This window comes from Thiomonas sp. FB-Cd (assembly GCF_000733775.1).
Classification (GTDB): Bacteria; Pseudomonadota; Gammaproteobacteria; order Burkholderiales; family Burkholderiaceae_C; genus Thiomonas_A.
The window spans coordinates 1,104,950-1,119,557 of record NZ_JPOE01000002.1; the positions used below are offsets into that span (position 1 = coordinate 1,104,950).

The following is a 14,608-nucleotide window of genomic DNA, read 5'->3' on the forward strand; positions in this document are numbered from 1 at the left end:
CCATCAAAACGCCAGATCGCCATCGATGGCCGCGATGCCGGCCTTGGCGCAGGTGTCATTGTTGTCGCCGTTTGGCGCACCCGACACCCCGATGGCGCCGACGCGTTGGCCGCCCGCGTCAATCGGCATGCCCCCGCCTATGACCACGACCCCCGGCAGATGCACGATCGCCTCGTCGGCAGAACCCGGCTTCATGGCGCGCTCGGCAATGCTTGTCGTCGACTCCCGCCAGCTTGCAGCCGTGCGCGCCTTGCCAATCGCCGCATCCACCGTGTGCCAGCCGGCATACCTGTCGCGCAGCAAGACCAGAGGCAGTCCCGAGGGATCCGTTACGGCAACCGTCACCTGCCAGTTCTGCTTCTGGCACGCGTCTTTCGCCGCCAGCGCGGCTTTCAGGGCAACCTCCGGTGTGATGATTTTCTGGGACCACGTTGCGGCCTCGGCGGCCTGCGCGGACAGGGGCATCGTGGCCGCCAGCGCGAACGCCGCGGCCAGGGTGGTGTTGCGGATCGTGTTCATGTGCGTGCTCCTCCAAGGGGTTGGTTTGCACGCGCCGATTGTGCACCTTTTGTTACAAAAGTCCACATTTACGTCGCGACCCGAGGCACCATGCGCCGCTACTGCCCTCGTCCGCTGCCCCAAAGCATGATCCTGTGGACGGCCCCACTTGACCCGTGCCCTGCCCCGCGTCGAACACGCGGGTGCCAAACCCGCGCTGCGCGCGCCCCACCGGTCACGCGTCCATTGGGCCGCGCCGGCAATCAGTCGTCGAACACCAGCGCCTGGGCGGTCAACACCAGGACGGGTCCGAGAATCAGCCCCACCAGGCCGAACACTTCCACGCCACCGAAGATCGCCAGCAGCACCAGCAGGAACGGAGCGTGGCTGGTGGCGCCGATGATTTCAGGCTTGACGATGAAGTCTCCCGTCATCGTGATGACGTGGCCCAGCACCAGCACGGCAAGAGCCGCAGCAATGTGGCCCTGCGCGCCCAGCAGCGCGGTGGCCAGGACCAGGGCTGCGCCCGTGCCGCCCGGCACCGCCGACAGCATCCCGATGGCCACGCCCCAGGCAAACCAGGACGGAAGCCCGGTCAGGGCAAACAGCGGCATGGTGAGCAGGCCTTCCCACAGCGCCAGGGCCACCATGCCCAGCATGACGGCCTGCGTGGAGCGCAGCGCATGGCCCTCGATGCGGCTGGCCAGATCCTTGGAGACGACGCGACGCAAGCTGTGCTGCAGTGCGCCGGCCACTTGCGCGCGCCGGGTGAGGACCGCCCACAGCACAGCCAGGGCAAGAGCGGCATGCAGTGCCAGCGTCGCCAGGCGCGCACCGATCACGCGAAGGTCGGCAAGATGCTGTGTCAGCACCGTGTCGGGCTGGTTGTGCGCAATCCAGGCGCGCACTGCATCCTGGTGGCTCGCCACGAGTGCGCCAACCCACGGCGCCTGCGTGGCTGCGCGAATGAGCGCATCGGGATTGAGGCTTGCCTGTTTGAGCGCCGGCAGCAGGGGCGCCAGCAGCGAGACGATGGCCACCACCGGCAGCACGGCCATCGCCAGCCACAACGCCGTGACGATGGACGCGGCCATCCACGCGGGCATGCGCGACTCCAGGCGCCGTTGCAGCGGCAGGCTTGCCGCGGCCAGGGCCATGCCAGCCACGATCGGCACCGCAAATGGGGCGAAGGGAACCAGTCCGAGCCCCGCCAGGAAGGCCAGCACCCACGGATCCAGGCGGCGGCTCATGGCTCGGCCCTTCTGGTGTGGGACGTCACAGGCTGCCCGGTGTGTTGCGCGCTGCGCGAGCGATTGCTCCCCGGGTGGGGCCCGCCTTCGCGCTCAGGCCACGGCGCACGCGCAAAGCCGCCACCAAGGCTGCGGCTTTGCGGTGCTAGCCATCGAGCGATGTGCCGGAACAAACGAGGTGAGGTAGACGGCAAGCGGCGCCCCGAATCAAGGTTGAGCCTCTCAGTGTAGAGGGTGCCTTTGTGCCGGCCTTTGCCGGCATGGGGCAGCACGTCGGCAGGCCTGGTGCGATTGGTGTGACCAGGCGTGCGGCGACGCACGATGCACGACGCGCGGTGCCCGGGCGCCGGCGTCACGGCGCACCGCCTCAGGGCTCGGCGCCCTCCTGCACGCGTGCCACCAGCCACCGCGTCAGATTGTCGGACGCTGCAGCCGGATCCGTGCCGTCGTGCACTTGCGCGTGCCACGCCGCGGCCTCCTCACCGCTTGGCGCCATGCGGTCCTTCAGAAAATGCGTCACCGGGCAGTCGTCGACCGCGCAATCATGCGCCCGGTCGCCCGCATGCATGCGCTGCCAGTGGTAGGCCAGCGCGCCCAGCTCGTGCTGGATCGCCGAGCGATCCGCAGCAGGTGGCCGGGCCTGATGCCAGGCCAGCAGATCGGATGCCGGCATCGGCCGCGCAATGCCATAGCCCTGGCCGAAGGATGCGCCGAGGATGCTCACGGCTTCCATCACCGCGTCGTCTTCCAGGCCTTCGACCACCACGTCGCGCCCGAAGTCACGTCCCATCTGCAGGATATTGCTCACCAGGCTCAAGGTGCGCACCGGGTTGTCGCGCACGTGCAGCAGCAGGCCCTGGTCGATCTTGATCGTGTCGAACGGCAAGGTGGACAGGCGCAGCAGACTGCTGTAGCCCGAGCCCAAGTCGTCCATGGCAAGTTTGACGCCAAGCGTGCGCAGACGCGCGATGGCCAGATCCTGGATGGAGGCGTCCACGGACTGGCTCTCAAGCAACTCGAGCGTCAGCCGGCTGGGCGCCAGGCCATAGTGGTGCAGCGATCGCTCGACCCAGTGGGCGCACCCCGGATCGAGCAGGGTGCTCGGCGGCAGATTCACCGAAACCCCAATGCGCAGCCCCTGCGCGTCCCATTCGGCCACGTGCGCCAGGGCGCGGTCCAGGCCGAGGCGAAACAGCCGGTCGAGCTCGGCCGTGCCGAGCAGGGGCAAAAACACGCTCGGCGCAATGATCTCGCCGCCGGGCATCACCAGGCGGGCCAGCGCCTCCACGTACGTCACCGCACCGCTGCGCAAATCCACCACCGGTTGCATGAACATGCGCAGGCCATCGGTGAGGATGGTCTGCCGGTACAGCTGCGCCTGGTCCTGTTCCACAACGGGCGCGGGCACCATCGACAGGGCCCAGATCTGCTCCCACCGGTGCTGCAGGCCGCGCGCGAACTGGCGCATCACGGGTGATTCGAACTGATGGGGATAGGCGCCAAAAAAACTGATCACCACCACCACCTGGCCGGCGCTGTTGAGCACGGGAATGCTCAGCGTGGAGCGAATGCCCAGGCCCCTCGCCTGCGAAGTCCACGGCGCATAGCGCACGTCCTGGCCGTACGAGGGCGCGGACATGATCTGCAAGCTTCGCCACGCCTGGGCGGTCATGCCCTGCCCGCGCGCCGATGCGGGATCGAGCACCGCTTCCATGCCCGGCGTCTGCAAAGCCAGCGCCACGTCATGGGCGTGCGGACCGGCGCTGGCCTCCACGGCAAACGCGCCGTCGGGCTTCAAGCGCATCAGCGCCACCGCCTGCACGCCAGGCAAGGCGCCGAGCACCTCCACGCCTGCGCTGCTGGCGTCCACCCAGCGCGAGCCCTGCGGTGGCAGGGCCGAGGCCAGCACGTTCAGATAGGCCGCCGTGGTCTGCGCCTCCATCTCCAGCTCGGCCTGAATGTCCTCCTGAATGCGGTTTTCGGCTGCGCGCAAGATGCGGTAACGCTCCCGCGCATGCAGCAAGGCATGATTGAGGTGCTCGCCCAGCAGCTGGCGATACAGGCTCTGGGACTTGGACAGCCAGGCCCCGCTGACGCCCACCAGCGCATGCACCTGCCCCAGGTGGCGGGCGCGCGCGACAATCGCCTCGCGCGTGGTGTCCGGGTGCAGCAGAAAACCCAGGTGTTCGGCCTGGCGCACCTTGAGTGCGCTCAGCTCCTCGGCGCTGAGCGTGCCCAGGATGGCGTGCGGCACGCCATCCTGGCTGAGTTCGGCATAAAACTTCTCCACGAATTCATCGGCCACGCTGTGGAAATGGCCCTGGACCTTGCCCAGCAGCGCCACCGCGGCCGGCCCGAAGGCATCGGCATCGAATTCCGTTTCCGCGTGGGGCATGCGCGCCGCATCCAGCCCCCACCACTGCGCCCGGTCGTGCTTGCGCAGCTTGACCTGGTACATCGCGCCATCGGCGTGGCGCACGAGCGCGTCGGCATCCTGCGCATCCATGGGAAACAGGGCCACGCCCATGCTCATGCCCACGACGGCCTGCGCCCCGTGGCCCACGGCAAAGGGCGACTCGACCGCCTCGTGCAGACGGTTGAGCACATGCCCGAGCTGCGCGGCGGCGTGCTCGAAATCGAGGTCCTCGATGACGACGACGAACTCATCGCCGCCGATGCGCGCCAGGATGTCCGAGGCGCGCAGCCGCGCCTGCAGCCGCTGCGCCAGCTCGCGCAGCAGGTGGTCGCCACTGGCGTGCCCGAACACGTCGTTGACGGGTTTGAAGTCATCGAGATCGATCATCCCCACGGCCACTGCCGTGCCGCTGCGGCGCGCCCGGGCCAGCGCCTTGGGCAGGTCGTGGTCCAGCGCGCGGCGATTGGGCAGCCCGGTGAGCGTGTCGTGCAGCGCCTCGAACTGGATTTTTTCGTGCAGTCCATCGCGCTCGGTCACATCGATGGCCGTCCAGACCACCAGGCCCTGCCCGACCGTGCCCGCCACACTTCCCGACAGATCGCAGGTGATGACGCGACCATCCCGGCGCAGCAGGCGCACGCTGGTGAGCTGCGCCGAGCCCAGGGCGCGCAATGCGGCGTCCAGCGCCCTCACCCGCGCAAACGCGCGCTCGTCGGGGTACAGACTGCGGGTGGGCTGCCCCACCAGATCGCGCTGATGGGCGTAGCCCAGCATCGTCGCAAAATGGGCATTGGCATCCACGATCCGGGGGCCTTGCGTCATCACGATGCCCGCCAGCGCATTGCTCAGGAGACTTTCGCGCACGAGCGAGCTCTGGCGCTCGCGTGCAATGAGATCGAGCCGATCGAGTCCGCGCGAGACATCCAGCGCCAACGCCTCCAGCACGGCTTTGAGCTCCGCATCGAGCACCTGTTCCTGCTCGTCATACACCGTAAACACGGCCCAGATGCGCGCATCGCGGTACAGGGGCAGCGAGGCATTGGCCCGCAGACCCAGGTTTCGGGCCCAGGCCCGCCAGGGCTTGAGCGCCATCGTGCCGGCGAAGGACTGGTTGAACGACGCCACCCCATCGCGCCAGGCTCGGCCCATGCTGCCCTGGCCCTGCGGCACGTTGGGGTCGGCCGACACCTCAACGGCCTCCAGATACGAGACCTCGCCGCTGGCGGCCACCTTCTGGAAGCGACCCTGCGCATCGGGGCGGGCGATCCACGCCAGCTTCAGGCCCCCGTAATGCACGGCCAGGTCACAGATGGCCTGTAGCAGCGAATCCTCGTCGTCGTGCACGGTGATGGCCTGGTTGATCTGGGCCAGCAGCGTGTTGAAATCCTTCAGACGCGTGAGCCGGTGCTCCATGCCGTTGCGCTGCTCGATCTCGGCCTGCAGTTTGCGGTTCAGGTCCAGCAGCGCGAATGTGCGATGGCCCAGGGCGTCATTGAGCCGGCTGACCGAGTCCACGAGCACATCTTCGGCCGTGGGCTGCTCAAGCTGCCCCGGCTGCGCGAGCGCCGCGGAATCGGGTGCGTCCTGCAGTGCGCGGATCTGGCGCGCCATGCGGGCGTCCACACCCATGATGTGATGGAGAAGCCACTGGGCGAGGAACGCGAGCAGATCCACCGCCACGTCAGCCGGGTTGGATTGAGCCAGGGTCTGCGCCCGTCGCAGAAAGTCGATGAAGCTCTGGTGCGCCCGCAGGTGCATGGACCGATGCGCGGCGCTCGGCGGCCAGGCCTGCATGAGTTCGGCTTCGGTGCGGAAGTGATCACGCGTGTAGCGCACCAGCTCCTCGAAGAGCGCGTCCATCGTCTGCGCTTCAAGCCCCCGCGCCTGCGCTGCGGCAAGCGCATTGAAGATGCCCACGAGCGTCTTGTGCTGCTCGTCAATGACCTCAAGACCGGTGCGCAGATCGTCGCTCCAGGTCAGCGCCATGCCCTCCGGACTCGCAGCATCGTGAGCGAGATATTCAGGCGCCTGACCTTGATGGTGACCCAACATGCAATTGGTTGTTGTTTTGAAAGCCGCAAGCCGTTGCAGCGCTGCGCGTCAGGCTCGCATCCAGCGTCGCTGTCAGCGTGAAGCATAGAGTCTTTTCGGGATGCGGCGACAGAGGCCGTCACGCGCAGTGGTATCTTTTTGTGACATCCCGAACCCGGCGGCGTGCGTGCCTGCAACGGCATTGCCGATCGCATCCATGAAAACGGCTTTTTCGTTAACGAATTAACAGAATGCGTTGGCCCGTCCGCATACGCTGTGAGCACGCTGCAAGGTCGCGGTCTCAAGGCCCGCAGCGGCGCATGCGCGCCAAGGCTGGCGTGCATGATTGTGGCGTTTTCACCCCGACCCGTGCGCAGCGCATCCGGCGGGGCATCAAGGGGCAACCCCTATGTTGGGAGCTGAAGGCAAAGCGGCGCAAGGCGAGATGGCATCCATCGTGGCCGGCCCATGGCTGTCGCGCTGGTGCAGCTCGCCTGACATGCCTGGATGCATGCGTGAATGCGCCGGCGCTTTCATGCCGCATGCCCAGCGCACACGCGGGCGCATGATGCGACACCGCCTTGCTGGATCCATGCCGCCCGGGGCGGCCGCGCGCAGACCTTCCCGAAGCCCGAGGATGCGACGTCCGCGTCTTGCACAACGCCCACCCTGCGCGCCCCTGCGCGCCACTTCTGCAACCGCCGTGGACCACCGGTTGGCTCCGGCCCGCTCAATGCGCCGCTGTGCGGGGACGACGCCATGACGTCACGCCCGGTTCACAGTGTCGCCCTGCTGGAGGAGGACGACGACATCACGGCCGAACAGTTGCGAAGCATGCTGCAACTGCAGCGAGCCCTGCTCGACGCCGCCACGGGCCTGGAGCCCGCACAGGTGCGCATCGAGCGCGCATGCCGGCTTTTCGAGCAGGCCGTGCCCGGTGCGCTCGCCTCCGTCATGCTGCTCGATGCCGACGGGTTGCTGCAGGTCTTTTGCGCCCCCAGCATTCCGCCGGCCATCGTCCGCGAGCTCAACGACCTCAGCCCGGGTCCCGGCGCGGGCTCGTGCGGCAACGTGATCTACCGGCAAGAGCCCGTCTTTGTCAGCGACACCCTGTCGGACCCGCGCTGGGAGGATCTGCGGCCGCTGGCCGTGGATCACCAGCTGAAGGCGTGCTGGTCGACGCCGATTCGCGATGCGCAACACAGCATTGTGGGCACGTTCGCACTCACCAGTCTCGAGCATGGCCTGCCCCGGGCCTTTGAGCGCCAGCTCCTGGAGCTTGGCGCCTCGGTGCTGGGCCTGCTGCTGCAGCAGCAGCGCGAGGAGGTCGAGCGCCAGGCGCAGGAGGCCGACACGCGCCGCCTCGCCCTGGTGGCCAGCCAGACGACCAACGGCGTGCTCATCCTGGACCCGCAAGGCTCGACCGTTTGGGCGAACCAGGGCTTTCAGGCCCTGTCAGGCTATGCCGCGGACGATCTCATGGGCCGCACGCCGGCGGAAGTCCTGCAGGGCCCGCAAAGCGACCCCAAGACGGCCGAGGCCCTGCGTGAAGCGGTTCGCACCGGCCAGCGTTTCGACGGCGCGATCGTGAACTACACGCGCTCGGGCAACCCCTACTGGGTACAGATTGCCCTGTCGCCCATGCATCGCGCCGACGGCAGCCTGGAGGGGTTCATCAGCGTCGAAACCGACATCACGGCGCTGCGCCGCCTGACGCAGTTCAACGCCCTGCACGCCGCCGTCAACCAGGTCGTCGCATCCTGCGACGACGCCACCGTCTTGCTGCAGTCGATCTGCGACCTGGCTGCGCGCAACGCCCACCTGGAGCTGGCCTGGATCGGCAAGCCCGATGCGTCGGGGCGCTTTGCGTTTCTCGCCTACTCCGGCGCGGCCAGCGGTTATCTGGACGATGTCCTCATCAGCGCCGACCCCGATCGTCCCGAAGGCCAGGGCTCAAGCGGCCGCGCCTGGCGCGAAGAACGTGCCTACTACAACCCGGCGTTTGCAACGACCGCCTTCCTGGCGCCTTGGCACGCGCGTGCACGCGAGTATGGCCTGCAGGCCAGCGCTGCCCAGCCCATCTTCCGGGCTGGCGCCATCTGGGCCGTCCTCAACGTCTACCACGCGCAGGCCAACATCTTCGATGCTCCGCTTCAGGCGCTGCTGGAGGAGCTTGCCCGGGACATCTCGCGGGGCCTCGATCGCATTGATCTGCTCACGCGCGAGCGGCAGCTGGCTGCGGCCCAGAAGCAGCTCAGCGAACAGCTCTACCAGGAAAAGGAGCTCGCCCAGATCACACTGGCCTCCATCGGGGACGCGGTGATCACGACCGACGTGCAAGGCCGCGTGACATTTCTCAACCCGATTGCCGAGCGCCTCACGGGCTGGCCATCGAGCCTCGCCGTGGGGCGCGCGGCGACGGACATTCTTCGCCTCGTGCATGAGACCACCGGGGATGCGGTGGTCAACCCGGTGGACGTGGTGCTGCAAACCGCCGAGACCGTCGAGCTTGCCAATCACACGGTGCTCATCGCGCGCGACGGCGCACGGTACAACATCGAAGACTCGGCCGCCCCGATTTCGACGCAGGACGGCACGCTCCAGGGATGCGTGCTGGTGTTTCGGGACATCACGGAAAAATACGAAGCCCAAAAGCGCCTGAAGTGGCAAGCCACGCATGATCCGCTCACGGGCCTTCCCAACCGCTATGCGCTTGAGCTGCATCTGCGCGACTGCATCGAGCGCGCCCGCCTTGGCGGGACCGAGATCGCGGTGGGCCTGCTCGATCTGGACGATTTCAAGCCGCTGAACGACGTGCATGGTCACGCGATGGGCGACCGGCTGCTTCAGCAGCTGGCGCAGCGCCTGCAAGCACGCTTGCGGGCGTCGGACATGCTGGCGCGCCTCGGTGGCGACGAGCTCGTCGTGGTGTTCGACGACATGGCTGAGACGGCCGGCCCGCAAAGCCTGGAGCGCGCGCTTGCACGGCTGCATGAGGCGGTCGAGACACCTTTTGAGCTGGCGCCCGGCGTGCAGGTTGAACTGGGCATGAGCATGGGCATTGCCACCTACCCCCACGATGCGACGGATGGCGATGGGCTGCTGCGGCAAGCCGATGCGGCCATGTACGCCTCCAAATCCAACAAGTTTACGCGCAGCCACTGGTGGCGCTTTGCTGCCTCGGACGTGTCCCTGCACGCCGACGATGACCCCATCGATCCCTACGGGCGCGTCGCCAGCGAGCTGTTGCGCAAGGCGCATGAGCATTGGCTCGGCATGGGGGACGCATTCATCGAGGCCTTCTACGCCAGGCTTGCGCAGCAGCCGCGGGCGGCGCGCATCCTGGGCTTTCTGGCCCCAGGCGAGCTGGTCGATCTCAAGGAGCGCCAGGCGCATCACCTGCAACACATCACCGCCGCAGACTTGCGCGATGCCGAGCACGACGCCATGGGCACGCACCTGGGCCGGGTGCACGCCACGATCGGGGTGGATGCGTCCGACGTCATTGCCGCCATGAGCCGCTATGGCGAGCTGCTGCATGCGGCGACCCAGAAGTTGCCCTGGCGCACCGATGCCCGGCTGGCTCTGAACACCATCTTGCAAGCGCGCCTGGCTCGCGAGCTCCAGGCCCAGAGCCTCGGGCGCGACCAGGTCGAGCAGGGGCGCCTGGCCCATCTGGCGGATCTGGAAACGCACATGCAGGGCTGGATCCAGGCCGGCGATTTTGCCGAGCACCTGGCGAAGTATCTGACCACGTTGCCGTGCATCACGGGCGTGGCAATCGGACGACCCGACGCAAGCGACGAATACGTCCTGGAATTCGCTGCGGGAAACGCTGCGCCGTACGTGGAGGAGATGCGCAAGCATGGCATCCGGTTGGGCTTGCAGCCGGCTGGCCACGGCAAACGCGGCAAGCGCGGCCCGCCCCAGCGCGCCTGGCTCACCGGGCATATCCAGGTCTGCAGCAGCGAAGTTCTCGAGGCCGAATCGGACATCGTCGCGGCCATCGCAACCCGCCTTGGCATCCGCAGTTCAGCGGCCATTCCGATTGTGGACGCGCAGGCATGCCCCATGATGCTCATCACGCTGCTCGGTGCCTATCCGGGACAGTTCGAGTCCCCATCGATGCGCATGTGGCTCGAGTCCCTGCAGCATCTGGCCACCCCGGTCTTCCAGCGCCTGGAGCGAGGCATCCACGCCGCGCCCATCGATGCCGGGATGCGGCAGCACCTCCATGACCTGCTGTTCGCAGACAACGTCGAGATGGTTGTCCAGCCCATCGTCACCCTCGCCACGGGCGCAGTCGACAAGGTCGAGGCGCTCGCCCGCCTGCGCGATGGCAACAGGCTGCTCAACCCGGGCGAGTTCCTGCCGGCGTTCGGCCATCAGGAACTCCAGGTGCTGTTCCACAAGGGCTTGCGGCAAATCCTGGAATGGCTCGTACGGTGGGATGCCCAGGGCCTGCACATCGACGCCAGCATCAACCTGCCGCCCAGCGTTTTGGTGGCCCGCGACTGCCCGCGCTGGATCGAGGAAGAACTCAAGGCCACCGGGCTTTCACCATCGCGCTTGTACCTCGAGCTGCTGGAAACCGAGGAGGAGGCCTTCGATACGCAGCGGCGCGATGCCGCGGTCACGCAATTGGCGGCGCTGGGTGTGCGTCTGGTCATGGACGATCTCGGTGCCGGCTATTCCAGTCTGCAGCGCCTGCGCACGTTGCCGTTTCACACCGTCAAGATCGACCAGAACCTGGTCAAGCATGCGCAGGCCGATGCGAAGCAAACGGTGCCCTTCATCGGGTCCCTTGTGCGCATGGCCCAGACCCTGGGCCTGAGCGTCGTGGTCGAGGGTCTGGAAAGCCCCATCCTGGTGGACATGGCCTGCGGCCTTGGGGCCGAATACGGTCAGGGCTTTGCGCTGTCGCGGCCCTTCGCACCCGACGCGCTGGCCCACTGGATGGCGCAGCGGCAGTGGCCTGCGGACCCGAGCGGGCGCGACGCCGCGCTGGGCCGACACGCCGGGGTTTCCGGGGAGTAGGCGCGGCACACCGCCGCCGAGGGCGCCGGAGCTTCTTACTGATGAGCCGCTGTGGCGCGCGCCAGCGCCTGCTCGACCGTGCAGATCGTTGCGAACCGGTCCATGAGAACCGTGGCCGTGCGCTGCACGATATCGTCCGCGCGCAGGACCGCCCCATCGGGCTGCTGCATGTCAAAGGTCAGCGTGGCTTCGCTGACGAAATCCACGTCCCATCCCAGATCCGAAGCATGACGGGTGGTGGTCTCGCAGCATTGCTCCGTGCGGATGCCGCTGACCATCAGCTTGCGCACGCCATTGCGGATCAGCCAGACATCCAGGCCCGTGCCCACCAGCGCGCTGTGGCGCGACTTGATGAATGTGGCCGCCGGCTCCGCGCCGGCGAGCCCATCCATCGGTCGCACGTAACCGGAGGCTCGCGCAAAGGGGTTGTCTGCACGCTCCGGACCGTCACTGTGCAGGATGCGCACGATCGGGATCGCACGGGCTTCGCATCCCTTGATCAGGGCATTTTGCGCAGCCAGATAGGTTGCGGCCCGAGCGGCGTCGAAATACGGGCGACGGCGGAACGATTCCTGGGCGTCGATGACGAGCAGACAGGTGTGCATACAGAATTCCCTTTGCGTGCAAAGCATCTATTGTTGCTGCTGGCGGCCCGCTGCGCGCCACGCTGCTTAAAGCCCCCATCAAGGCTACAGAGGTCGTGCTGTTGCCGTGTGACCCACTGCGATGTCTCGACTGGCACGCTCGCAGTGGGTCCAAATTCGCGTCAGTCACGGTACAGTGTGCGTTGAACGTCAACGTGAAAGTGAACACCGAGGCATAGCGGCAACACCACAGTCGACTCACGCGATGTGCGCATCCATACCAGGGCAAGGCCTCGCCCTCGGTGCAGTGTCCATTGCAGTTCTGCATCGCGACCACGATGGCGATGGCCATGCCGATCGTCCCGGCGCAAGTGCAGTGATTGGCGTTGGCACAACGCCACCACAAGGCGCATCGGCAGGACCATCGGCTCGGCCCGGACGCCTAACGACGTGTGGCGTCGCGCCTGTGGCATCCGAGCTAGCCTTCCCCGCCCTGAAGGATCGCGCTTGTCGCGCATCTGGTGACACAGGGAGGGCAGATCCCTTGCCATAGTCCCATTTTGGGACTATGCTTCAGCCCATGCGAGTGATTGCTGTGTCGACCCTTCGGGCCTTTTGGGAACGCTATCCCGACGCCGAGCAGCCGCTGAAGGCGTGGTACGAAGAAGCCACGAATGCGACCTGGACACAGCCCGCTGACATCAAGGCGCAGTACCGCAGTGCCAGCGTGCTGAAGAACCGTCGCGTGGTCTTCAACATCAAAGGCAATGACTACCGGCTGATCGTGGCTGTTGCGTACAAGTTGCAGATCGTCTACGTGAAGTTTGTCGGCACCCACAAGGAGTACGGCGCAGTGGACGCAGAAACCGTTGAAATGGCCTGACCGGCCACGGAGAAACAATGGACATTCGCCCTATCCACACCGAAGCCGACTACAAGGCCACTCTCAAAGAGATTTCGGCCTTGATGGATTCCGACCCTGATCTGGGCACGCCGGAGGGTGACCGTCTGGACATCCTCGCCACGCTGGTGCAGGCCTACGAGGCCAAGCACGTACCTATCACTGCGCCCGATCCGGTGGAGGCCATCAAATTCCGGATGGATCAAAGCGGTCTGTCGGTCAAAGATCTTGAGCCGATCATTGGCAAGAGCAACCGGGTCTACGAAGTCCTGAACCGCAAGCGTCCGCTGACGCTGGCCATGATTCGCAGGCTGCACCAGAGCCTGGGTATCCCGGCTGATGTGCTGATTGCGGAGACTGTTGCCAGGTGATCACCGGCGGCTGAGCCCGGCCAAGGACAACACGTTGCATCGATGCCGCCGACAACGACGCGAACACGCCAGACGGGCGTGGCGGCGAGACCCAAACCTCTGCCCCGGCAACGTGACAAGTTTGAGCCCTTGACCCGCGAAACCCCCGCTACAGCGCCACGCGGTTAGCGGCGGGAGAGTTCACGGGGGAATTCCGCGCGGAACTGCCGAGCCCTTAATATAACGTTTCATTACCTCATGGGAAGAGTCCGGAGATGACCGCAACTGCCAAAATCACCTCGCAAGGACAGACGACTGTTCCTGCGTCGGTCCGCAAGGCCTTGGGGGTCAAGGCCGGTGATTCCTTGATCTGGGAACTGGACGCGGACCAAACCGTCCGTGTCCGCAGGGCTGTCGCACTGGACGTCGACTATCTGGAAGGCCTAGAGAAGACATTGCAGGAGTGGAGTTCGCAGGCCGACGAAGACGCGTACCGTGAGCTTTGAACGCTTCGACGTGGTTCGTGTGCCGTTTCCGTTCACAGACCGCCAAAGCACGAAGAGCCGCCCGGCCCTGGTGTTGTCAAGCGCGGAGGATTTCAATCATGCAGCGGGACACTCGGTCATGGCGATGGCGATGATCACCTCCGAAGCGAATGCCCCGTGGCCGCTGGATCAAACCTTAGGAAATCTTGTGGCCGCAGGCTTGCCGGCACCATCCAAGGTGCGCTTCAACCTATTTAGCTTGGATGATCGCCTCGTGCGAGGGCGCTTGGGGCGTCTGGACGACGGCGATGCCCAAGCTGTCGCCCACGCCTTAGAGCGTTTGCTTGCCAATTCGCGGCAATCTTGATCATTGCCGCGGCAAACAGTTCGCCAGCGTTGACCCGCGGCTTATTTATCGCGAGTCCGATGCCGGCATGTTCAGGCTTGCGCGGCTTGGCTCGCATAGTGAGGTTTTCGGTTGAGCCTGTCCCGTTGGAGTGTGCCTCCGCTTGGCATCAGGTGGACGCCCTGAACCTCGACGGACTCAAATATGAACCCCACGCTGCACCTCACACCTCACGGTCATCTGCAGTGGGCTGAAGAGCCTGATGCAATGCCCTTGGCCGAAGCGCTATCCGAGCGACTGTCGGCCGCATTTGCACAAGGCACCGGACGCGGCCTGCTTCACCTGGGCGCTGCGGAAGCGACGACCGCGTTGCCGCAGCTCTGGGCATTCTGGCGGGACTTTGCTGTGCGCTACGTCACGGGGCTGACGGCGACACCGGAAGGCGGCACGATCGCGATTGCCGCACCGGACGCGGTGAGCCTCGAAACCCTGTGTCTCGATGCCCCTCCGATGAAGGGCGCCGAATACCTGTCGGCGGACACGCTTCTGGCTTTCTGGTCCGAGATTGAATCGGCGTTGAACATATGCTCGCGCATTCCCCTTCCTCGCCCGGCCCGACGCACAGCGTCGCATAGGCGAAGCCGTCCGGGCAGGAGGGGGTCAAGCGGGCGGTTTTCGCTTGTTGTTCCTCGCCATGCTGGATAAAATAC

At 66.2% G+C, this 14,608-nt stretch carries 10 protein-coding genes and 1 pseudogene; 7 read left to right on the top strand and 4 right to left on the bottom strand.

What is annotated here, in order from left to right; genetic code table 11:
• Positions 1 to 3: 3 nt before the first annotated feature.
• The 3 genes from CD04_RS0105445 to CD04_RS21425 form a co-directional block, all read right to left on the bottom strand.
• Complete coding sequence (locus CD04_RS0105445; RefSeq protein ID WP_031404818.1) at positions 4 to 519, bottom strand: heme-binding protein; 516 nt, start codon at positions 517 to 519, stop codon at positions 4 to 6.
• Positions 520 to 761: 242 nt separating this feature from the next.
• The gene (locus CD04_RS22470; RefSeq protein WP_031404819.1) at positions 762 to 1,748 is read right to left on the bottom strand and encodes an AI-2E family transporter; all 987 of its coding nucleotides are present in this window, start codon (positions 1,746 to 1,748) and stop codon (positions 762 to 764) included.
• Between the two features lie 367 nt (positions 1,749 to 2,115).
• Positions 2,116 to 6,216 (bottom strand): bacteriohemerythrin, encoded by a 4,101-nt coding sequence (locus CD04_RS21425; protein ID WP_051848953.1) that lies wholly within the window; start codon positions 6,214 to 6,216, stop codon positions 2,116 to 2,118.
• 738 nt (positions 6,217 to 6,954) lie between these two features.
• On the opposite strand from CD04_RS21425, the gene CD04_RS22475 reads away from it, so the two are divergent.
• Complete coding sequence (locus CD04_RS22475; protein ID WP_197033030.1) at positions 6,955 to 11,232, top strand: EAL domain-containing protein; 4,278 nt, start codon at positions 6,955 to 6,957, stop codon at positions 11,230 to 11,232.
• A gap of 35 nt (positions 11,233 to 11,267) precedes the next feature.
• Here CD04_RS22475 and CD04_RS0105470 read toward each other — a convergent pair whose 3' ends face one another.
• A complete protein-coding gene (locus CD04_RS0105470) occupies positions 11,268 to 11,837 on the bottom strand; it encodes an isochorismatase family protein (protein ID WP_031404823.1) in 570 nt (189 codons plus the stop codon).
• Positions 11,838 to 12,396: 559 nt separating this feature from the next.
• Between CD04_RS0105470 and CD04_RS0105480 the strand changes: the two genes are divergently transcribed.
• The 6 genes and pseudogenes from CD04_RS0105480 (at position 12,397) to CD04_RS0105500 (ending at position 14,603) form a co-directional block, all read left to right on the top strand.
• Positions 12,397 to 12,699, top strand: a complete 303-nt coding sequence (locus CD04_RS0105480; protein WP_031404828.1) for a type II toxin-antitoxin system HigB family toxin — start codon at positions 12,397 to 12,399, stop codon at positions 12,697 to 12,699.
• A gap of 17 nt (positions 12,700 to 12,716) precedes the next feature.
• The gene (locus CD04_RS0105485) at positions 12,717 to 13,088 is read left to right on the top strand and encodes a type II toxin-antitoxin system HigA family antitoxin (RefSeq protein WP_031404831.1); all 372 of its coding nucleotides are present in this window, start codon (positions 12,717 to 12,719) and stop codon (positions 13,086 to 13,088) included.
• 254 nt (positions 13,089 to 13,342) lie between these two features.
• Positions 13,343 to 13,573 carry a type II toxin-antitoxin system PrlF family antitoxin gene (locus tag CD04_RS0105490; protein ID WP_031404833.1) on the top strand — a complete coding sequence of 77 codons (231 nt, stop codon included), beginning with the start codon at positions 13,343 to 13,345 and terminating at the stop codon, positions 13,571 to 13,573.
• A 10-nt stretch (positions 13,574 to 13,583) separates the two neighbouring features.
• Positions 13,584 to 13,919 (top strand): type II toxin-antitoxin system PemK/MazF family toxin, encoded by a 336-nt coding sequence (locus CD04_RS0105495; protein ID WP_255333627.1) that lies wholly within the window; start codon positions 13,584 to 13,586, stop codon positions 13,917 to 13,919.
• A 31-nt stretch (positions 13,920 to 13,950) separates the two neighbouring features.
• Positions 13,951 to 14,034 (top strand): annotated as a pseudogene (locus CD04_RS25185) (type II toxin-antitoxin system mRNA interferase toxin, RelE/StbE family); the annotation flags it as partial.
• 68 nt (positions 14,035 to 14,102) lie between these two features.
• The gene (locus CD04_RS0105500; RefSeq protein WP_031404837.1) at positions 14,103 to 14,603 is read left to right on the top strand and encodes a hypothetical protein; all 501 of its coding nucleotides are present in this window, start codon (positions 14,103 to 14,105) and stop codon (positions 14,601 to 14,603) included.
• The last annotated feature ends 5 nt before the right edge of the window (positions 14,604 to 14,608 follow it).